The sequence below is a fragment of the Gilliamella sp. B2838 genome (assembly GCF_026536185.1).
Taxonomy (GTDB): Bacteria; Pseudomonadota; Gammaproteobacteria; order Enterobacterales; family Orbaceae; genus Gilliamella.
The window spans coordinates 206,741-227,155 of the sequence record NZ_JAFNOO010000004.1 but is presented as its reverse complement, the minus strand read 5'-3'; the positions used below and the strand labels follow the sequence as shown (position 1 = coordinate 227,155).

22 protein-coding genes and 1 other annotated feature are annotated in these 20,415 nt (G+C 34.2%); of the genes, 8 read left to right on the top strand and 14 right to left on the bottom strand.

Going from position 1 to position 20,415, the window contains the following annotated elements; all coding sequences use genetic code 11:
- Positions 1 to 5: 5 nt before the first annotated feature.
- The 3 genes from hisD to J3U63_RS06530 form a co-directional block, all read right to left on the bottom strand.
- The gene (hisD, locus tag J3U63_RS06540) at positions 6 to 1,301 is read right to left on the bottom strand and encodes a histidinol dehydrogenase (RefSeq protein WP_267334223.1); all 1,296 of its coding nucleotides are present in this window, start codon (positions 1,299 to 1,301) and stop codon (positions 6 to 8) included.
- A 5-nt stretch (positions 1,302 to 1,306) separates the two neighbouring features.
- Positions 1,307 to 2,206 (bottom strand): ATP phosphoribosyltransferase, encoded by a 900-nt coding sequence (gene hisG / locus J3U63_RS06535; protein WP_267334224.1) that lies wholly within the window; start codon positions 2,204 to 2,206, stop codon positions 1,307 to 1,309.
- A 37-nt stretch (positions 2,207 to 2,243) separates the two neighbouring features.
- Positions 2,244 to 2,369: a sequence feature (His leader region), on the bottom strand.
- Positions 2,370 to 2,560: 191 nt separating this feature from the next.
- The gene (locus J3U63_RS06530; protein ID WP_267371021.1) at positions 2,561 to 2,953 is read right to left on the bottom strand and encodes an Lrp/AsnC family transcriptional regulator; all 393 of its coding nucleotides are present in this window, start codon (positions 2,951 to 2,953) and stop codon (positions 2,561 to 2,563) included.
- Positions 2,954 to 3,060: 107 nt separating this feature from the next.
- On the opposite strand from J3U63_RS06530, the gene J3U63_RS06525 reads away from it, so the two are divergent.
- Entirely contained in the window at positions 3,061 to 3,612 is a 552-nt protein-coding gene (locus J3U63_RS06525) for a cysteine hydrolase family protein (protein ID WP_267371020.1), read from the top strand.
- A 121-nt stretch (positions 3,613 to 3,733) separates the two neighbouring features.
- A complete protein-coding gene (locus J3U63_RS06520) occupies positions 3,734 to 4,291 on the top strand; it encodes a hypothetical protein (protein WP_267371019.1) in 558 nt (185 codons plus the stop codon).
- A 458-nt stretch (positions 4,292 to 4,749) separates the two neighbouring features.
- On the opposite strand, the gene J3U63_RS06515 is transcribed toward J3U63_RS06520, so the two are convergent.
- Positions 4,750 to 5,163 carry a DoxX family protein gene (locus J3U63_RS06515; RefSeq protein ID WP_267344049.1) on the bottom strand — a complete coding sequence of 138 codons (414 nt, stop codon included), beginning with the start codon at positions 5,161 to 5,163 and terminating at the stop codon, positions 4,750 to 4,752.
- A 140-nt stretch (positions 5,164 to 5,303) separates the two neighbouring features.
- On the opposite strand from J3U63_RS06515, the gene J3U63_RS06510 reads away from it, so the two are divergent.
- From J3U63_RS06510 to J3U63_RS06500, 3 genes are all read left to right on the top strand, one after another.
- Positions 5,304 to 6,206 carry a LysR family transcriptional regulator gene (locus tag J3U63_RS06510; protein ID WP_267334229.1) on the top strand — a complete coding sequence of 301 codons (903 nt, stop codon included), beginning with the start codon at positions 5,304 to 5,306 and terminating at the stop codon, positions 6,204 to 6,206.
- A gap of 129 nt (positions 6,207 to 6,335) precedes the next feature.
- Entirely contained in the window at positions 6,336 to 7,217 is an 882-nt protein-coding gene (locus J3U63_RS06505) for a DUF4261 domain-containing protein (protein ID WP_267371017.1), read from the top strand.
- A gap of 73 nt (positions 7,218 to 7,290) precedes the next feature.
- Entirely contained in the window at positions 7,291 to 8,181 is an 891-nt protein-coding gene (locus J3U63_RS06500) for a DUF4261 domain-containing protein (RefSeq protein WP_065798263.1), read from the top strand.
- A gap of 133 nt (positions 8,182 to 8,314) precedes the next feature.
- On the opposite strand, the gene J3U63_RS06495 is transcribed toward J3U63_RS06500, so the two are convergent.
- From J3U63_RS06495 to J3U63_RS06485, 3 genes are all read right to left on the bottom strand, one after another.
- Positions 8,315 to 8,599: a hypothetical protein gene (locus J3U63_RS06495; RefSeq protein WP_065634630.1), complete on the bottom strand. Its 285-nt coding sequence runs from the start codon at positions 8,597 to 8,599 to the stop codon at positions 8,315 to 8,317.
- Between the two features lie 233 nt (positions 8,600 to 8,832).
- The gene (locus J3U63_RS06490; RefSeq protein ID WP_267371015.1) at positions 8,833 to 9,660 is read right to left on the bottom strand and encodes a phosphoenolpyruvate hydrolase family protein; all 828 of its coding nucleotides are present in this window, start codon (positions 9,658 to 9,660) and stop codon (positions 8,833 to 8,835) included.
- Between the two features lie 12 nt (positions 9,661 to 9,672).
- Positions 9,673 to 10,881, bottom strand: a complete 1,209-nt coding sequence (locus J3U63_RS06485) for a Tm-1-like ATP-binding domain-containing protein (protein WP_267349013.1) — start codon at positions 10,879 to 10,881, stop codon at positions 9,673 to 9,675.
- Between the two features lie 182 nt (positions 10,882 to 11,063).
- Between J3U63_RS06485 and J3U63_RS06480 the strand changes: the two genes are divergently transcribed.
- A complete protein-coding gene (locus J3U63_RS06480) occupies positions 11,064 to 11,696 on the top strand; it encodes a TetR/AcrR family transcriptional regulator (protein WP_267371014.1) in 633 nt (210 codons plus the stop codon).
- A 538-nt stretch (positions 11,697 to 12,234) separates the two neighbouring features.
- Here the strand turns inward: J3U63_RS06480 and J3U63_RS06475 are convergent.
- Complete coding sequence (locus J3U63_RS06475; protein WP_267334233.1) at positions 12,235 to 12,696, bottom strand: MarR family winged helix-turn-helix transcriptional regulator; 462 nt, start codon at positions 12,694 to 12,696, stop codon at positions 12,235 to 12,237.
- 3 nt (positions 12,697 to 12,699) lie between these two features.
- Entirely contained in the window at positions 12,700 to 13,131 is a 432-nt protein-coding gene (locus tag J3U63_RS06470; protein WP_267334234.1) for a hypothetical protein, read from the bottom strand.
- A gap of 763 nt (positions 13,132 to 13,894) precedes the next feature.
- Between J3U63_RS06470 and J3U63_RS06465 the strand changes: the two genes are divergently transcribed.
- Positions 13,895 to 14,224 carry a hypothetical protein gene (locus J3U63_RS06465; protein ID WP_267334235.1) on the top strand — a complete coding sequence of 110 codons (330 nt, stop codon included), beginning with the start codon at positions 13,895 to 13,897 and terminating at the stop codon, positions 14,222 to 14,224.
- Positions 14,225 to 14,446: 222 nt separating this feature from the next.
- Here the strand turns inward: J3U63_RS06465 and J3U63_RS06460 are convergent, their stop codons facing one another.
- On the bottom strand, positions 14,447 to 14,845 hold the full coding sequence (locus J3U63_RS06460) for a SulA-like leucine-rich domain-containing protein (protein WP_267334236.1): 399 nt from the start codon (positions 14,843 to 14,845) through the stop codon (positions 14,447 to 14,449).
- 104 nt (positions 14,846 to 14,949) lie between these two features.
- Positions 14,950 to 15,327 carry a fluoride efflux transporter CrcB gene (gene crcB, locus J3U63_RS06455; protein WP_065634622.1) on the bottom strand — a complete coding sequence of 126 codons (378 nt, stop codon included), beginning with the start codon at positions 15,325 to 15,327 and terminating at the stop codon, positions 14,950 to 14,952.
- 428 nt (positions 15,328 to 15,755) lie between these two features.
- On the opposite strand from crcB, the gene J3U63_RS06450 reads away from it, so the two are divergent.
- The gene (locus J3U63_RS06450) at positions 15,756 to 16,370 is read left to right on the top strand and encodes a riboflavin synthase subunit alpha (RefSeq protein WP_267334237.1); all 615 of its coding nucleotides are present in this window, start codon (positions 15,756 to 15,758) and stop codon (positions 16,368 to 16,370) included.
- A 104-nt stretch (positions 16,371 to 16,474) separates the two neighbouring features.
- Here the strand turns inward: J3U63_RS06450 and mmuM are convergent, their stop codons facing one another.
- The 3 genes from mmuM to J3U63_RS06435 all read right to left on the bottom strand — a co-directional run bounded on the left by mmuM (position 16,475) and on the right by J3U63_RS06435 (position 20,404).
- Positions 16,475 to 17,416, bottom strand: a complete 942-nt coding sequence (mmuM, locus tag J3U63_RS06445) for a homocysteine S-methyltransferase (RefSeq protein WP_267371011.1) — start codon at positions 17,414 to 17,416, stop codon at positions 16,475 to 16,477.
- Positions 17,409 to 18,806 (bottom strand): S-methylmethionine permease, encoded by a 1,398-nt coding sequence (gene mmuP / locus J3U63_RS06440; RefSeq protein ID WP_267367128.1) that lies wholly within the window; start codon positions 18,804 to 18,806, stop codon positions 17,409 to 17,411. The genes mmuM and mmuP overlap by 8 nt, the downstream gene beginning before the upstream one ends.
- Positions 18,807 to 18,898: 92 nt before the next feature.
- Positions 18,899 to 20,404, bottom strand: a complete 1,506-nt coding sequence (locus J3U63_RS06435) for a YdgA family protein (RefSeq protein ID WP_267371009.1) — start codon at positions 20,402 to 20,404, stop codon at positions 18,899 to 18,901.
- Between the last annotated feature and the right edge of the window lie 11 nt (positions 20,405 to 20,415).

Genomic DNA, 20,415 nt, shown 5'->3' with positions numbered 1-20,415 from the left:
TAATTTTACTTGGTTGTATTTAGTGTCGCTAATCGTAAACTAACCGCTTGTTTATGGGCGGTTAGCTGCTCTGCTTCTGCCATGAGTTCAACGGCATGACCAATCTCTTTCAACCCTTCTTGAGTGAGTTTTTGCACTGTCATACGTTTTTGAAAATCAGCTAGCCCAAGACTTGAGTAAGTTGCTGTATAACCATAAGTGGGTAGTACGTGGTTGGTACCCGATGCATAATCACCAGCAGATTCCGGCGACCAATCACCTAAAAAGATTGATCCAGCACTGTTTATTTTATCAACTAAGTCATCTGCATTTCGGGTTTGTATAATTAAGTGTTCTGGCCCATAGCGATTACTAATTGTTACACATTCTTCTAAATCTTTAGTCACAATCAAACGGCTTTCTTGTAAAGCTTTTTGGGCGATCTCATGTCGTGATAATGTACTAAGTTGTTTGTCCACTTCAGTAGATACTGCTTGCGCGATTTTTTCATCAGGGGTAAGCAAAACCACTTGTGAATCTGGGCCATGCTCTGCTTGAGATAATAGATCGGCTGCGATAAAGGCTGGATTTGCCAAACTATCAGCAATGACCAAAACCTCAGAAGGGCCCGCTGGCATATCAATAGCAGCACCATCAAGGCGTTGACTCACTTGGCGTTTAGCTTCGGTCACAAAAGCATTACCGGGTCCAAAAAGTTTATCAACTTTAGGGACGGATTCTGTGCCAAATGCCATTGCCGCGATAGCTTGGGCTCCACCTAATTGATAAATTTCACTTATGCCACAAAGTTCAGCAGCATATAAAATTTCGTCAGCGATTGGAGGGGGCGAACATAAAATTACTTTACGACATCCGGCAATTTTTGCTGGAGTGGCCAACATTAATACCGTTGAAAATAAGGGGGCTGAACCACCTGGAATATATAACCCTACTGAATCAATAGGTCGAGTGACTAGTTGACAATTTATGCCTGGCATCGTTTCAACATTGATGACAGGTTTAACTTGGGCTTGATGGAATTTTTTGATATTTGATACCGCTAACTGCATGGCTTGCTTCAATTCTTGATTGACTCGAGCAGTTGCCGCTTTTATTTCAGCTTCAGTTAATTTTATTTGTTTAATTTGGACTTTATCAAATTTATTACTAAGTGCTATTAGTGCCTTATCACCGTCTTGTTTTACTTGTTCTAAAATTGCCGTAACAGCCTGACTGATAGTATCTGATGCAGCAATGGCAGGTCGCATGAGTAGTGCTTGCTGTTGTTTATCTGAACATTGTTGCCAATATGAGATTTTCATTTTTATTACTCCATCATTTTTTCAATTGGTAATACCAAAATAGAGCTGGCACCTAATGCTTTTAATTTTTCCATGGTTTCCCAAAACAGTGACTCGCTGCTAACCATGTGCAGCGCAACTCGATTTTGTTCGCCTGTCAACGGGAGGATTGTTGGATTCTCAGCGCCGGGTAACAATGCAACGACTTGGTCTAACACTTCAGTTGGAGCATGTAACATAATATATTTTGATTCTCGTGCTTGAATAACACCCTGAATACGTGTCATTATTTTATCGATTAAGGCTTGTTTGACTTGTGGCATTTCACCTTGTCGCTGAATCAGGCAAGCTTTAGATTGGTAAATAATTTCAATTTCTCGTAGCCCGTTGGCTTCTAACGTGGCGCCACTAGAGACAAGATCGCAAATCACATCGGCAAGTCCAGCGCGCGGAGCGACCTCGACCGAACCATTTAGCAAGCAAGTTTTAAAGTTGACGTTGTATTGTGATAGATAACGACGCAATAAGTGTGGGTAAGTAGTGGCAATACGTAAATCATTTAAACATTCAGGGCCAGTATAATCAAAATCACGCGGCGCAGCGATTGATAAACGGCAGCCACCAAAATCTAAACGCCGTAATTTTTTATATTGTGGATTTTCACCTTCTGCTTGACGGTCTAGCACTTCTTCCTCTAGAACGTTTTCACCAACAATACCAATATCTACGACTCCATCAATTACCAAACCAGGTATATCATCATCACGAACACGTAAAATATCAATTGGCATATTTTCAGCAAAAGCAATTAAACGTTGCTCTTGAAGATTAATTTTAATACCACACTGCGCAAGCAATTTTTTTGACTCATCACTTAAGCGTCCCGATTTTTGCATAGCAATGCGTAAACGTGAATTATCCAACATATTTATTCTCCAACTTAACCAAAATTTATCAACTAAAAACAAAAAACCCTCGGAAGTTTGATCTTCCGAGGGTTTTCTATTTGCTTTTGCGTTATCACCGGAAGATCAAATGTCTTCCAGCACCTATCGCCCGAAGACTATTCAGGAATGATGATGGTGATGATGTTTAATAACTAAAGCGCAAAAACAATTCATAAAATAAACCAATAATTTAATTGACTATAAATACTGTTGTACAAAATATAACAGTTTTTGCTTACTGGCAACTGTTTTTTTAGTTTTGATCAAAAAAATCTAAAAAAAATTTACCTTAACGTCGATTTGACCTCTTTATTGTGAATAAACATGATCATTTTATAGAATATTTTTTAGCTGGTGACTGACCTTATAACGACAAAAATATTCTATTTTTTCTAAAAAAGTTGTTAGTGCTTGGGGATCAAAACAGCTTTTTATAAAATAACAGCCATCTCCGGTAATTTTATAAAATTCAATTATTTCGTGATAAGATTTAATTAGCTGCTCGAAAGATTCAAATTGATTCGTGTTCATGTAAATAGTGATGAATTGCAGATGTTTGGTTTTTTCTTTGATTGTAAATTTTTCAATAATACCTTTAATTTGTAACTCTACTACTCGTTGACCGACTGCTTGACCAGACAGATAGATTTTTTCACCAATCTCTTTCCAGGATTGTCGACTGTTATTTTTAAGTTCATTTAAAATAGCTCGATCTTTTTTATCCATTTTTTCACGCTGAAAGTTAATTTATCTAAATGCTTTCAATACACTATGTTAGGCAATGACAAATTATCGCATAATTTAGTTGTATAAAACAATGACAGGAGAAAGCAGTGAAACAAGGATTAGTAATTATTGATGTACAAAATGACTATTTTCCGCAAGGTAAATTTACATTAGTTGATACTGAACGTGTCCTAAACAACATCTTAACAATACAAAAATATTTTTCCGAAAATGGCTTACCCATTTTTTATATTCAACATATTAAATTAGATCCTAATGCAGCTTTTTTTGCCAAAGGGAGTCATGGTGCCGACATTCACCCAGATTTGCTAGCTTCGAGCAATCAATATAAACAAATTATACAAAAGTCTTATCCCAATAGTTTTTTTCAAACCGATTTACAACAAAAATTACAGCAGCAAAATGTTAAACAATTAGTTATTTGTGGCATGATGAGTCATATGTGTATTGACTCCACGACGCGATGTGCCAGCGAATTAGGTTATCAACCAATATTGATTGATGATGCTTGCACTACTCGAGATCTTGAGTTTAATGGTGAATGGATACCGGCTAAAACTGTCCATAACAGTTTTATGTCTGCTTTAATGAATTTTGCATCTGTAATAAGTTGTGAACAGTTTATTGAGATTAGTTAAGTCATAGAATGAACAATTATTAAATCGATTCTTTTGATGTTTTTATTGAATTTTATTGTTGATTTGCAATGTGATATAATTTAACTATATGAAAAAAGGTTATTTATTATAAGAATTCGTCATGTTGCATCCTTCAGATCATACCGATAGCTATATATTCGTATGGCTGTTTATGTTTCCTTTCTTTTATTTACCCTATTTAAGTGCTTTTTTGTTTTTTGGGATTAGATATCATTGGTTTGTTAAATATTGTTTAGTCATTTTTATTGGTTTACTTTGCTTTGACTTGTTTGATTATATCTATATGGATATGGGTGTGATGGTATTAGTGCTGTTATCCATTTTTACTATTCTTTTTCCGATCACAATTCGATACCATCGTGCTCACAGATTAAATAAATCTAATAACTATAAAGTTGATTTGTATCGTTGTACTCAAGTTGCGACATTACTTATCATTGGATGGTTATCATACAGTCTATGTTATAGGGAATTTTCCCTTTTATTATTTCCAATAACAGGTATTCTTTTTGCCTTTGCTATTCGATATTATCAATTACATAGAAAAACGTACCAAGGTAAAAAACAGAAATTTTTTGATGTGATCTATTTTATCTTACCGTTTTTGTCTACATGCTTTTGGCCTATTTATCTGATTATCCCTACTATGATTGAGTAAACTTCCAAGTAATGAATGTTAACAAAGTAGCGGTTAGTCTTTTTTCTAACGATACGATTTATCGTGTTTATCCCAAGTAAGGTTATGATGCAAATTTTGGGATCAATTCTACTGATGTTTCAACTGTCAATTTTTGTGATTCGGTAACCACAGTAAATCAAAAAAATTATTATATTAACTCGGTAACATAAGAGGAGGATAAATCTTAGCAATTAAGCTTAAATTGTCCCATGATATTGCCGACAGTAATTGGGCATGAACAACGTGGTAAAGTGATTAAAAAAAGCGCACAAAGCACACAAAATTGTTGGTGCTATTATTGAAGAGATGAGCCTAAATTAATTTCCTTAATATTTTCATCGCAACTGTATTAGGAAAGGCAATAAGCTTGTTGCTTAATTTTGCCTTTCCTTTGTTTTTTCTTATTAACTTTTTAGTTTAATTTATTGTTTGGTTTTTTATAGCAGATTGATTAATTGATACCTTTTAGAGAAAAGGCTAAAGCATCCAGTACCTAATAGCAATAAACTTAATGCTGTCATTGCCATAAATGCAGGGTATTCAAAGCCGCCCCCCGTATTAGTAAACATCCATCCATTTGCTGAATGAATATAAGTAATAACAATCATCTGAATTACGGCTAAAAAGCTGATTATGCGTGTGAAAATCCCTAACAATAATAAAACACCACTCCCAATTTCAAACAAAATAGTTAAATACCCCACAAAACCTGGAAAACCAAGTGACTCAAAATATTGGGCAGTGCCAGCAGGGGTAAACACAACTAATTTAGTAAAACCATGCGCTAAAAACATGACACCAAGCGTAATGCGTAAAATAAGTGAGGCTAAATCAATTCGATATTGTTTCATTTTATTTTTCCTATATGTTAACAATTATTATCATTTAAATGGTAAGTTCATCATAATGGTTATTTATTTGTAGATAAATAAGCTATTATGTGACTTATTGTCTCATTAAGTGGAACAATTACTTGACTAGGTGAAAATGGATGAATAAATCAAATAAATTTTTGGAGATGACAGTTTTTGTCACCGTTGTTGATTGTAACAGTTTTATTGAAGCAGCGGGTAAATTAAATTTGTCTAAACAAGCGGTATCGCGTTATATTCAAGCTTTAGAAGATCGCCTACAAGTAAGATTATTACAGCGTACAACACGTAATATGGTTGTAACTAATGAAGGGCAAACCTTTTACTGGCAAGCAAAAGCCATTATTAATGCTACAGCAGAAGCAGAAGAAAGTCTGAGTTTAAAGCAAGCTAGCCCACAAGGTATTTTACGAGTTAATGTTCCTGTTAGTTTTGGTGTTTTGCATTTAGCACCATTATGGCAAAAATTTAGCAAAAAATATCCTCAAATCATTTTAGATATCACTCTATCCGATCGCTTTGTTAACTTATTGGAAGAGGGATATGACCTAGCTATTCGAATTGGTAATTTAGACAATTCTTCTTTAATTAGTCGTAAATTAGCTACAACTAAAATGATTGTAGCCGCTTCTCCTGATTATATTGCTCATTATGGTATGCCAATAAATCCCGATGATCTTAAACAACATAAAATTATTATGTACAGTCACTGGGCAAAAAAAGAGCAATGGAATTTTTATCAAAATAATCGCTGTTATTCGGTAAATTTGAGTGCAAATGTCTATTGTAATAATGGCGATACATGCAGGCAAATAATACTTCAAGGTGGTGGTATCTCAAAGCAGCCTGACTTCATTATTGGTCAAGATGTTAAAGCCGGTCAGTTAGTTTCGGTTTTAACTAATTATTATGTTGAAGATTATAATATTTATGCAATGTATCCAAGCCGTAAATTATTGCCACTTCGTACTCGTTGCTTAATCGACTTTTTAATCAGTGAGCTTGAACAGGTACAGTGGTAAAGTTGTTGTTGAAAAAAACGATACTATTTGAAAAAAATAGATAAATAATATAAGGTATACATAAAAATGATTAAAGTCATATTTTGTTATAAATAATGTTATAACACAACAATGTATTAGGAAATTTTCATGAGTATTTTGTCTAGACTGTTTACTTTTAAAAAAAGTAATGTAGCGCAATCAGACAGTGCGATCATTGAAAATCCCGCTATAAAAAATCCGCTTTCATTAACTATTTTAGTTGATCGTACTCTCTCTTTTGATTTCAATAAATTAACTCGATCTCTAGGCAAAGTTGATTCTTCAATGAAGAAAGTCAAGTTCCAGTCTTTGCCTTGTGGCAAGGGTGAAGCATTTAATGCTTTAGCGAGTTGGAACCAACACTTAATTAAAGTTGTTGGTTTTGATACGGCTTGCTCACCCGAGGTAGTAAAGCAAAGTATTGAATTTGCCAGGGATAATCAAGATTTAATTGAAACGATTAAAAATCATAATAGCCATATTATAATCTCTTATTATGGTTATGAAGATGATCTTATTAAACAGTATTTGATATTAACGCAATTTGCTATTGGCTTTGAACATTTTAATATGGTAGGGCTACTTAACCTAAAGGCACAGACTATTTTGTCAACTCATGTGGTTAGTGCGTTAGTTGAGAGTGATAATGGGATTGAATTACTTTGTGAATGTTTACCCCTATTTTTTGTCGGTTTTAAAGCCATGAAAGTAGATATTCATACTGGCATCTGTATGCGAACTTATGGTGCTGGTCAGCTAGGATTTCCCGATTTTGCTGTGTTTGCTGAAAGTTTTGATGAAACAGATAAATACCTAAATATATTCAATAATCTATTATTGTATTTGCATCAGACTCATGCAGAAATAGCAGCAGGGCATACTATCGAAGATGATCGCGGTAAAATAATGCTTTTGCGTGAACCCTCAGCAGAAGAGGGCTTTTTAAAAGATGGAAGTTTGGTATTAGTGGCGCAATATCGTAAAGTATAATTCTTAATAACATCCTGCACTAATGACAATTTAGTGCTTATTTTTTGATTGTATATGATAAAGGAAGGTATCAATGAATTTTTTTTCACGTCTTTTTGGTAAAAAAAACAAATCAATGTTAGAGAGTGGCACATTAGTGGCTAATCCAAATATTGACAATGCCATAAGCCTAAGTGTTTTGTTTAAGGGCAAATTGGATTTTGATAAAAATCAATTAAAAGAAGCGCTACTTAAGATAGATCCTTCAATAAAAAATATTCAATATGAAACACCATTCGAGCAATTAGATGGAGGATGTTACTTGTTAATTGGTTGGGATAAACATGTTATTCAATTAATTGGTATGAATCATCCTTATCCTGCCAATGCGTTAGAGCCTTGTATTGCCTCAGCACATTATAGCCAAGATATCAAAGAACAAGTTCGTCATCACGATAGTCATTTAATGTTATTTTATAAAGGCTATGAGCAAGATGTCCTCGAACAATATTTAGCATTGGCGCGTTTAGCAGCAAGTTTTGCAACGTTTAATGCGTTAGCCGTCATAAATGAGCAAGCTCATACTTCTTTCCCAATTGAATCACTGTTAGAATTAGTTACTGATGAAGATGGAATTGATTTACTATCCACTTCTTTACCAACATTGTTCTGTGGGTTTGTTAAATATCAAGTGGAAAACGTCGACGGTGTCTGGATGCGTACCTATGGTGCCGATGCATTTGGGCTGCCAGATTTTGCTGTATTAGCGAAAAGTCATGATGAAAGCGAATACTACTTTACGTTATTTAGTAATGTGCTCAATTATTTACGTGAAAGTGGCGCAACCATGGTTGCGGGCGATACAATGGAATGTGGCGATGACAAAATGATGTCTCTACGCGCACCAAATAATGATGAATCTTTCCTAAAAGATGAAGGTAATGTGCTCGTTGTTGAAATCCATGATAGTCAAGTTAATTCTTAATTGAATGACTCACTCATTTGCGATGACATTATCAACGTAATGGTTTTTATCATTTTTAATTTCATTACCGATGATTAAATAAATTAAAAAATCATTATAAATTTATGAAAAATGATATCACTTAGCATTGATATCATTTTTTCATGGTAATGACAATATCGCCAGGACTAAGTCGAATATGTTTGCCATGATATTGGTATTCTATCCATAAATTCGGATTGTTCGATTCACAATCATTCATGATTCGGAATTCACTGTAACCGGTGTGCTGATCCAAAATGGGCAAAATGTTGTCAATATGACCTTGAAAATCATGTTTATCGAGATAAATAATTAACTGTTTTATTAACGCTAACTTTCGATCAAATACAGAATGATGTTTCTGATATGATTCAATAAAATTAAGAATGTCTAGCATTTGCTACCTTTATACGAAGTTAAATCAAGTTATTATGTGTAGTTATACTTGGCCTTTTATCTGTTATCAATTATTTTATCAAATTTGATTGAATCTTTATCTCGATCTTTTGGATACTATGGCTATACGTATTTTATAAAGAATATTGCTTGAGGTATTTAATGTTAAAGTAACGGCTCTAGGATAATTGAGCCGTTCTTTAATAATTTTGTGCAGTTTTTGGCGATTATAGATTAACGACGAATCGCTTTAAATTGCTGGGTGGTCTGTTTTAGAGCAATTTCGGTCGGTAAACGTTCCATTGAGCTTGCACCATAGAAACCATTACAATCTGGACAATTTTGTAAAATATACTCAGCATCTTCAGGGGTTGCAATTGGACCACCATGACATAGTATGATGATATCAGGTCGAATTGCCTTCGCTGCTTTTGCCCATTGATTAATTAGTGGTACACAGTCAGCAAGTTTTAGTGCAGTTTCTGCCCCGATACTTCCGCCGGTTGTTAGTCCCATATGAGGTACTAAAATATCTGCGCCGGCTTTTGCCATATCAATAGCATTTTGTTCACTAAATACATAAGGTGTTGTCAGTAAATCTTTTTGATTTGCTTGACGAATCATCTCAACTTCTAACGCATACCCCATGCCTGTTTCTTCAAGATTTGCCCTAAAGTTACCATCGATTAAACCAACAGTTGGAAAGTTTTGTATGCCAGCAAAACCGGTTTCTTTTAATTTATCTAAAAACTGATCAAATTGACAAAATGGATCGGTGCCATTTACGCCAGCTAGCACAGGGGTATTTTTAACTACCGGTAACACCTCTTTTGCCATATCCATAACAATTTCGTTGGCATTCCCATAAGCAAGTAAACCTGCTAGCGAACCACGACCCGCCATACGATAACGGCCAGAATTATAGATAACAATGAGATCGATACCACCCGCTTCTTCGCATTTAGCCGACAATCCAGTACCAGCACCGCCACCAATAATTGGTTGGCCTTTAGCTATCATATCGTGAAATTTTTTTAACAACTGTGCGCGTTTACTTGTCATAATTCTCTCCATTTATTTCATTATTTTTTTAAATTCGTTGATAATTAGATCACAAAACTGTGGTGAGTTTATGTGATAAGGAACTTTAATTAATCGTCTTTTTTCGGTGACCATATACGTTTTTTCGAACTCTTCAATAAAGGCTTTGTTAGCGTCTGGTGACCAAAACGCACCGCCTTTTATATCTAAGGCTGAAAATCCTTCTTCGGGGATGATAAAGGTGACATATCCTTGGCATTGGTTAAGTTTATTTGCAATCCAATTCGCCATTTGTTGATTTTCTTCTGGTGTGGTTCTCATTAATGTTACTTGCGGATTGTGTGGATAGAACAATCGATTTTGATATTTTTCAGGAATGGTATCAGGGCTTGCAAAATTAACCATATCGAGTGCCCCACAAGATCCAATATAAGGTATTTGGCTTCTAGCTATCGCATCAAACCGATTATCATCGCAAGCCAATACACCGCCAAATAAATAGTCGCATACTTCGGTTGTTGTAATGTCAAGCACGCCATGTAAAAGGTGGCTATCGGCTAATTTTTCCATTGCCTTTCCACCACTACCCGTGGCATGAAAAATTAAGCAATCATATTGATCATGAAGCTGAGCTGAAACAGATTGTACACATGGTGTTGTTACACCAAACATCGTTAACCCTATCGCTGGTTTATCTTCGACCACTTCTTGCTTTTTAAATAATATTGAACCAGCGATAAAGTTTGCTGCATTGCTTAAAATTTTTCTTGAGATAACGTTTATCCCAGCAATATCAGTAACTGAGTACATCATGGCAATATCACTAGCACCGATATAACCCGAAATGTCACCCGATGCCATGGTTGATACCATCAATTTAGGTATACCAATTGCTAATGACTGCATAGCCGGTGTAATTAATGCAGTGCCGCCTGAACCGCCCAACCCCAGTATTGCACCAATATCGTTTTGTTTAGATAAAAATAGCTCAAACGCTTTCGCCATTGCGACAATGGCTTTTCCTCTATCTCCACAAAAAACAGCACTACTACCTTCAGGATGAAAACTAGCAATCAGACTGGCACTGACATCAGCCAGATGATTAAAAGCATGGGGCTGCGTTGATAAGTCGACAATTTTACAGATTAAATCTTTTTCAGCGAGCAGGTTTTTAATATAAACAATCTCTTCCCCTTTGGTATCAAGTGTCGATACTAAATAAATCATATTGTTAGATGTCATTTATCCCTCCTTTATGGATAAATTAAAATTCGATACTTTGACCTATGGGGTGATAGTCTGCCACATATTATAAATCAAAAATGAGACTTTAGTCTCATTTTTTGTTAAATCATAAAATTTATTGAATACCGAAAATTGAAGTATGATATATACATTAAAAATGTAATTAGAAAATTGACCGTATGACTCATAACAGCTTAGCTTCATCACCTAAATATAGCGGTGTGAAAAAACGAACGTTTGATCGTTTAATCAATACTGCACTAAATGCCCTAGAGCAGGGGTGTGAACTGACGATTACTGAACTTGCAGATAAATCGGGTATATCTAGAGCCACAGCTTATCGTTACTTTCCAACTCAAAGCGACTTAATTGCTGCTGTTGTAGAAAGCGCATTAGAGCCGATCTTTAACTGGCAATCCGATAATCAAGATCCAGATCAACAAATATTGGATTTTTTAGCTTTTGCCTTTCCACAAATGTTAAAACATGAAGGGGCACTTCGTGCAGCATTAAGAATTTCATTACAACAATGGGCAGCAGAAAGAACAACGTCATCTCAACAAAGTGATAAGTTAGTTCGTGGTAACCGGAAGGAAATTTTATCAACTATTTTAAAACCACTTAAATCTCAAATGCCTGAACAAATCTATAATAATGTTTTGCATGCGATTTCGGTTATTTATGGGTCAGAAATATTTTTAGTGCTGAAAGATATCTGGAAACTCGATAACCAACAGGTAGTATCTTTGTCACAATGGATGGCTAAAGCAGTCATTAATCAGGCTAAACAAGATGCGCTAAAAATTCAATAAACGCAGTATGCTAACAGCTCAACGCTCTAATTAATGGAACTACATTAAAGTTTATTGAATCTGTTGATAATAATCTACACTAAAAGTGTAGTATCAGCACAAAGTAAAATGATAAAAAATACCTTAGCCTTATCAGCCCTAGCAACGTGAGAACATCAACTTAGCTTAATTAAAACAAGCAAGTACGTTAAAAGCATATTGGAAAAAGTGCCTTATCTTTTATTCAGCAATAAAATTGAAAATAGTATTGAGTGTGTAATGCTGATTACCTCTAAACTTAAAGTGCTATGATTTATTATCCAGCATGTTTATATGTAGACCAACCTAAAATGACTAGACACAACTGGGCTTTTATCCGCAAAAATGCTAATAACAAGTAAAACGCTAGCACGCTAAAACTGAGTACAGATTTTTATTTAATAGTGATTGATGAAAAGGAGGGAAAAATTAAAAGTAAATCTGTGGGATTTGCCTCATCCGGTTGTTGTTGTTTTTAGTTGTTTAATCGACTATGGCTAACTTGTTGTCTAGCATAAGTTCAATGATTACGTTCTAACAATTTTGATAGCATTTGATGAAAAATTGGCGTGTTATTGCCCAATACTGAAAAAAATTGATTATCGATCGCTTCCACTAAAGATACTGTTTCATTGGCTTTATCTAAACCACTTTGTGTCAAATTAATACGCTTTGCTCGGCTATCTTTGATTGAGGTCGATCGCTTTACTAACCCTTTTTTTTCTAAATTATCTAAAATTTGCGAAATTGTCATGACATCAATATTGGTTTTGGTCGCTAATATTACTTGGGTTATTTCGTCATCAGATTGGGATAGATAAGCAAGCGTTGCCAGTACAATAAATTGGGGGTGAGTAATCGCGTATTTTTTTAGACATTGTTTGATTTTGGTCTGCCAGGACGAATAAGTGCGCATAAAGACAAATCCTAATGAGTCAGCGTCTTTTACAAATTGTGTACGAAACTTATTGTCCTGAATCATCATTTACCTTTCAACTAAATTTTTCAATGCATATGTTTTGTCAATAATATCATCAGACAGTTGTTTTATGAAATGATAAGATGCACTATCCGCTACGTTTTGATTAGGCTTTAATGATATTTCTGATTTTAATGCATATTGATTTGTTGCAATTGGCACAATTTGATGTGAAAAATAGAAAACGCCCATCTCTGGCATCATAAATTGTTCAGTAAATTCTTGATTAACGATAACCTTTGATAAAGTAACGGGCATTTCTGGTGTATTTTGTAATTTAAATATACCTTCTGCACCCGTTTTCATCTCACCGAATAATTTAAAATCCTCAAGATCGGTTTCCCACAATTTTCTTAAAGATAAATCAACATAATATTGCCATACGTGTTCAGGTTTAGCCGTAGTAGGGAGTAAAAACGAGGTTGTAATAGTATTCATAGTGTTCTTCCATGATTTTAATAAGTGTTATTATTATAAGTGTACATATTAAATTAGTAAAGTATATTTTTGGAATTTAGTATTATCAACAACGGAACGATTTTTTGTTATTCAATTTATTGAATACTAGCTAGATTTTTGCTGTAGCGATTTAATAGTCATTTATATTTTATGTTGAATCATCTCTGGCATACTCAGGTTTGTCTATCTGCACCTGTTATTTTGTTAATTAAGGCTTTTATAATGTAAATTAAATGGTTTTTATGGTGGAAAACTCTTGTAAAGAGTAATGGTTAAAAAAATGGTTAACATTTGATTTTAAATGTTTTATAGGCTGATTGCACGATAAGTGTCATGCATGTCATTATCCATTACATTTAATAAACAGTACTAAATAGCTGACAAGTATTGATTAATAGTTTTGGTTTTTAGCACTTTTATCGTAGAATGCCCAGCAATATTTTAACTATATATACCTAGTGATGAATCTAATTATGTTAAGCATTCATTATGCTAGTTAGACTTTCACTTTATCAAATCAGATTTGCTTTTAAACTTAGTAATTCGTAATAACATTATTTATTGATCAAATAAGACAAATATTAAGCTTATCAAAACCGTTGATTTTTGCTTAGTATTTAAAGCAATACATTTTAAATAGTACTTTAATATCAGTTGTAGATTATCCCTATTAATTTTATGTTCAACGTGAACTCAAAATGTTAGTTGTCAATTTTTTTTGAAATATCCTAGGAGATAAGCAATGAGAGAGGATAGTAGTATCTATAATGGTATAAGCCAAATTTTACTTAATGTCGCGCCAATAGAAGCGAAAAAAGTGATTATGAAAGCTAAATTTTTATCAAATGATCAGCGTTGCCATTATGAATATGATTATATCAACGATCTTAATGAAAGAAATTGGTTTACGACTTCAAGATATGTGAATTTAGGAATATTAAGTTATCTAATCAAATTAAGGCAATTTCACATCGATAATAATTTAACTAACGGTAAGACAATATGGACAGGATGTGAATTGATGATTGATTTAGATAAAAATAGAGTCAATATTAATTTTATGTACGATTAAATGCCCAAGCAACTAAAAAGATCCCAAAAAAAAGATCTTTTTAGTTGTTTAAACTCACCTTTGTATGATGATAACGCTATATTTATTGATTTAACTTTGTTTGCATAAAATGAATATTAGCAGTTAACTATGAATTTTCTTCAAGCACGTCATTAAACAGCGAATAGTAAACTTAGTCATTTAATGACTAAATAAGGTTTTGCTGTGTAATACTCAAAATGATTAATGATATTGTGTCTGCTGTTGATATTGTTCATCATTAACTAATAATAAGCATGTATCACTATTTGATACCGCCTTTTGCAAGCGTTGTTTATCCTGTTCATTCAAATTATGAATACAAGCAGCAATATAGCTACAAGTTTCGCTTTGCAGGGCTTTTTCAATAGTTGCAATTAAATTTTCATTTTTCAAATTAGCCAATTGAATCACTTTTTGTTTATCAAGCCCAGCTGTATTAAACCATGAACGTTTTAGCATCGGTCTATCTGAAAGCCATAATTGCCATTTTTTGGCTTTATTTAATGATTTTAATAAAGATTGCTGTTGTTGTAATAATTGTTGAAAAGGTGATTCAAAATCAACCGCAATAAGTTGTGGAGTTGAATGTTCAATAAACATAATAACCTCTAAACTGTATTTATATACAGTGTATATTAATACAGTATTTTGCGGTTGTAAACTCTGTTTGATGATTCTTTTAAGGTAAATCTGTTTATATAAAATCAAGAGCGAAAATATTGATAAGATAAAATACCTAAAAAAGTCATTAATATTGAACCAATAACGTGAACAGCAATGGTTGTTAGTGCCCATGTTATTTTGCCTTCTTGTATAAAGTTAACTATTTCGGCTGAAAATGTTGAAAAGGTAGATAACCCCCCACAAAAGCCAGTAATAACCAGCAGTCGCCATTCTGCTGAAAGATGACTATGTGTAAAAAATGCAATAGCAAAACCGATAACGTAACCCGCAATCAGATTAGACAGTAAAGTACCAATAGGAATGGCAAAGGCAATCACATTTAATTTTAATGATAAAAACCATCTTAATAATCCTCCAGCCACAGAACCAACCGAAATAGCTAAAATAAGTTTTAACATATAAAGATCCTTACAAATTCGATAGTTTTATTTAATGATATTTTATCTGTTTTGTTGACAAATGTGGTTAACTATAACCGAGATCATAACAAAATGTATACCTTGGGTTATAATCTTATTATTAGCTAAGCAATAAAATTGTATAAGACTTTATTTCAATGATTAGGATCACTAATTCAATGACAATCAAGACAAATAGCTGCCTACAAATAAGCCATTCTATTTAGCGAATTCATGACTATTTTCAGTTAAAAATGTGCAGTTAATTTTATTTTTGTAACATAAATGGCTCATGGATTGGTGGCAAACTGTTTAAACATATTATTCTATTTGGTTTTCAAATTAAGTTAACTATGCTAATTCTAGCTAATTTTGTCCTAAATAAGTTAAAATAATATCGAATAACCGTTTTTTATTAAGGATACATTATGTTTACAGGAATTGTGCAAGGTGTGGGGCAAATTATTGATATTATCGATCACGATAAACTGCGCACTTATAAGGTCAAATTGCCTGATGAGCTAAATCACAATTTGAAAATTGGCGCGTCTATTGCCAATGATGGTTGTTGCTTAACTGTGACCGGTTTTGAACAAGATTGGGTGTCGTTTGACATTATGCAAGAAACCTTAGCACTTACTACATTGGGCGCTAAAAAAATTAATGATTACGTGAATATTGAGCGTAGTGCAAAATATGGTGATGAAATAGGAGGGCATGTTATGTCCGGACATATTTCTTGCGTGGCAACCATTACCAATATTCAAAAAACAGCAACTAATTGTCAAATGACTTTAGCTATGCCAGCCCAATTTATGAAATATGTACTCTATAAAGGATTTATTGGTGTTGATGGTGCCAGCTTAACTGTTGGTGATATACAGCAAAATTGTTTTGATTTACATCTTATTCCTGAAACATTAGCAATCACCACGTTAGATAGCAAAAAAATAGGTGATCATGTCAATATTGAAATAGATTCGCAAACACAAGCAATTGTCGATACCGTTGAACGAGTTCTAGCGGCAAGAACTCACAACTAAGCCAATTTAGTGTTGATATAAACCCATCAAATCCCAATTGATGGGCGATAAACGTTACAATATTCAACTATAACATTGAGCAATAGGTTTATAAGCTCAATGGTTTATTGACGATTTAATAACGCTGTTATTTCTACAATATCCTTTGGTGTGGTTTGGCAACACCCACCGATTAATTTCGCCCCGAGTTTTGTCCATATATCAATTTGATTTGCAAAGGTACAGCAATGTTGATGGTTTTTATGCCATTGCTTGGTGGTAGGATCGTATTGCTCACCAGAATTAGGATAAACAATAATAGGCTTAGTTGTCAGCTTACTCATTACCGCTAATGCTGGCGTGACTTTTTCTAACGCAATGCAATTAATGCCAACACTTACAATCTGATCAACGTTGTTTAGATAGTTAATCACCTTTGATATTGGGGTACCATCACTTAAATGATTTTCATCTTTTAACGTTAAAGAAAACCAACAAGTTATCGTTGGGAATTGTGCAATAAGCTTGGTTAACGCTTGAATTTCGGGAAAAGAGGGTAACGTTTCACAAGCAAGAATATCGACTTTTGCCTCAATTAACGCTTTAATTCGATCCAAATGGAATTGAATAAATTGCTGTTCAGTTAGTTGATAATCGCCCGTATATTCTGAACCATCGGCCAAATAAGCACCATAAGGGCCAACTGATCCTGCAATCAGGAGTGACTTGTTATCAGCTAGCTCATTTAAATAACGTTGTTTGGCTTGCTTAGCAAGTTTAACACTTGTTTTGATTAAGGCTATGGACTGTTTTAAATCAATCCCTTTTTTGGCAAACCCGAGCGGAGTAGCTTGATAACTTGCCGTGATAGCACAATCAGCGCCTGCTTTAAAATATTCATAATGGACTTGACTGATTAATTCGGGTTGCTCAATAAGCACTTTAGCAGACCACAAACTATCATTTAAATCACAACCACGGCGTTGTAATTCGCTGGCAAGCGCACCATCAATAACAATGTATTTTTTCTGCTTTAGCAAAGCAGCTATTGGATTACAACTATTCATTGGCATGACTCTTTTTTTGGTATTTTTCGGTAAAATGATGTGCAATAAAACAAACAATAACAAAAGGAATACCACAATATAATGCAATACGCTGCTCTGGATCGAACGCAAGACCGACACAGGCAATTAAGCATAATATAAAACCTAATATAGGTACAATTGGGTACAATGGGGCTTTATATTTTAGTGTTTTTAGCTCAGCGACTGAAAGTTGTTTTCTAAAAAAGTAGTGTGAAGCACAAATGCTTAACCACACTGCAACTACGGCAAATCCCGAAATAGCAGTTAGTGCAACAAATACCGTGTCGGGCGCAATAACACTTGAAAATAGTGCTAATAACCCACCTAGCATACTGACTGCGATAGCAATAGTTGGAATGCCTTTTTGGGTTAATTTGCTAAAGCATTTTGGTAGTGTACCTTGATTTGAAAGTGACCAAAGCATACGTCCTGATGCATATAGCCCAGAGTTTGCTGCTGACAAAATTGCAGTTAAGATAACAAAATTAAATAGGTCAGCTGCATAAGGTAAACCAATATTTTCAAATACCATAACAAATGGACTTTTAATTACGCCAGCTTGATCCATCGGTAATAACGCGGCTAACACAAAAATAGTGCCAACAAAAAAGATAATCAATCTTAAAATTGTGGTTTTAATTGCTAACGGTATGCTCTTTTCAGGATTATGCGTTTCGCCAGCAGCAATGCCTATTAATTCGGTCCCAGAAAAAGCAAAATTAACTGAAACCATCGTCATAATAATCGGAATAATGCCATTTGGAAACCAACCATTGTCAGTTATATTATGTAAAAAAGGTGCTGGCATGTCGTTTTTCATTGGAATAAAGCCAAATATTGCAGCTGAGCCAGCAATAATAAAGATGATAATGGTGACCACTTTAATGATTGAAAACCAAAATTCACTTTCCGCAAAAAATTGAGCGGTAATAATATTTAGAGCAAAAATCACGACACAGAAAATTAGACACCAAATCCAAACCGAAACAGTAGGAAACCAATACTGCATACATAGACCAGCAGCAGTAAAGCTTGAACCTAGTGCTACAGTCCAAGTTAACCAATAAAGCCAAGCAACAGTGTAGCCTGTTCCTGGACTGATAAATCGCGACGCATAAGTATGAAATGCGCCCGTTTCGGGCATGGCAACAGCCAGTTCGCCAAGACATAGCATGACTAAATAAACCACCAATGCGCCAATTAAATAAGCGATGATTGCGCCAACTGCGCCGGCCGTTGCGATAATATAACCTGTATTAAAAAATAACCCTGTACCAATCACGCCCCCTAGCGATAGCATTATTAAATGCCGAGTTTTCATGGTACGTTTAAATTGATTTTCGTTGTGAGATGGGGAGTTTGTGTTCATAACCTGTTTTTGCTCAATGATTTAAAAAAACATTGCGCCAGAATTGACCGGCGCAATAGCTCATCTGTTATCAGATTTTATGTAATAGGTAATTATAGATTATTTAAAAATTCATCTTTAGCAATTGTTTTACCATTCACTAAAACCTCATCTTTATCTTTAGAAAAATCTATGTCAGAGAATACACCTTTAGTGTTGCCGTTATTAAATACGAATGCATCAGAACCACTTAAGAACATTTTTGCCATGATTTGAACTGTTTGATTAGCTTTAGATAGTTGATCTGCGGTGACTTCGTTGCTTTTCGGGTTATCCATTTGTGCAGCAAAACGCGCCATAACATCAAATGGTGCATGTAGGCTAAATTGCAAAGCATTAATATTATCAATATCACTGATGGTTAAATCATCACTGTCAACACCAGAAATATCAATATTTGCGGTCATATTAATATCGCCACTAGCATTGTGAAAATTAAACTTATTTAACGTTACCTTAGTATTAACTGGATTGCTAGAAGTGTCACTGTTGTAACTATAAGATTCATTTATATTTGAAAAAATGAATCTTTTATCAACACCTTTAAAATCCAGATCTAAAAGGGTTGAGCCTAAGTTTTGTTGACCTAAAATGATAGAACCAATTGTTGATTTTGTTGAACCATCGACAGTATTGGTTGAGTTAACTACAGATTTTTGCTTGAAATCAAATTTTTGCAGTTCAACTTGTGACATTATATTTGAATATTTGCCTGTTGGTATAAAGGTAAATTTATCAAACGTTGTTTCGATATCCATATTAACATCATTCGAATCAATGACACCTTTGCTATTGACATTACTGACTTCAACATTGCCTTGTATATCAAAATCATCCATAATAGTTTTAAAGTTATCAAAGCTAATCTCGTAATTTATCTTGCCTTTTTCACTATTTGGTTGTGCTGATAATTTTAATTTATTTAATGAAATTGAACTTTTATCATTTAATTGATAAACAAATTTGTCTAAATTGGCCGTACTTTTAATGCTTGATGCATCACTATTACTTTCAAATGTGTAGTTTCCTTCAGAAAGATCGAGTTTACCGTCAAGCCCATCCCATTGGGCATTTGTCATGGTAATGGCTTTATTTGCCAATGCAACAGTCAAATATTGACCATAACTTACACCCGCATGCCCTGTAATCAGTGGCTTGTTATCAGCAAGTTTCCAAAGCTCAGGGTAAGCCTGTTCGGTCATGGTATAATCTATCCAAGCCATCTGTGGTGTTAAACAACCTTTGCTTAGGGCGGCAATTGGGAAAGGGCCATGGTGGATAGTAATATCATCGTTAAATAAATTGATGCTATCATTAGGGGAATCGATAGGCGATAGGGTAATGGTTAAATGCATTTTTGTTGAAAAAATATGCTTTTCATAATTGCTGTAAGCAAATTTTACGGTAAAGTCATCTTGATATTTATTGGCAATTTCTGTTATTTGCTCTAACTTACTATCGATGTTAGTTTCAATGATATTACCTGTATACCATGCTGTGCCAACGTATCCAATTCCTAATATTGCAATAATACCAACTGCCAGTGTGCTTTTTTTCATTATATTTCTCT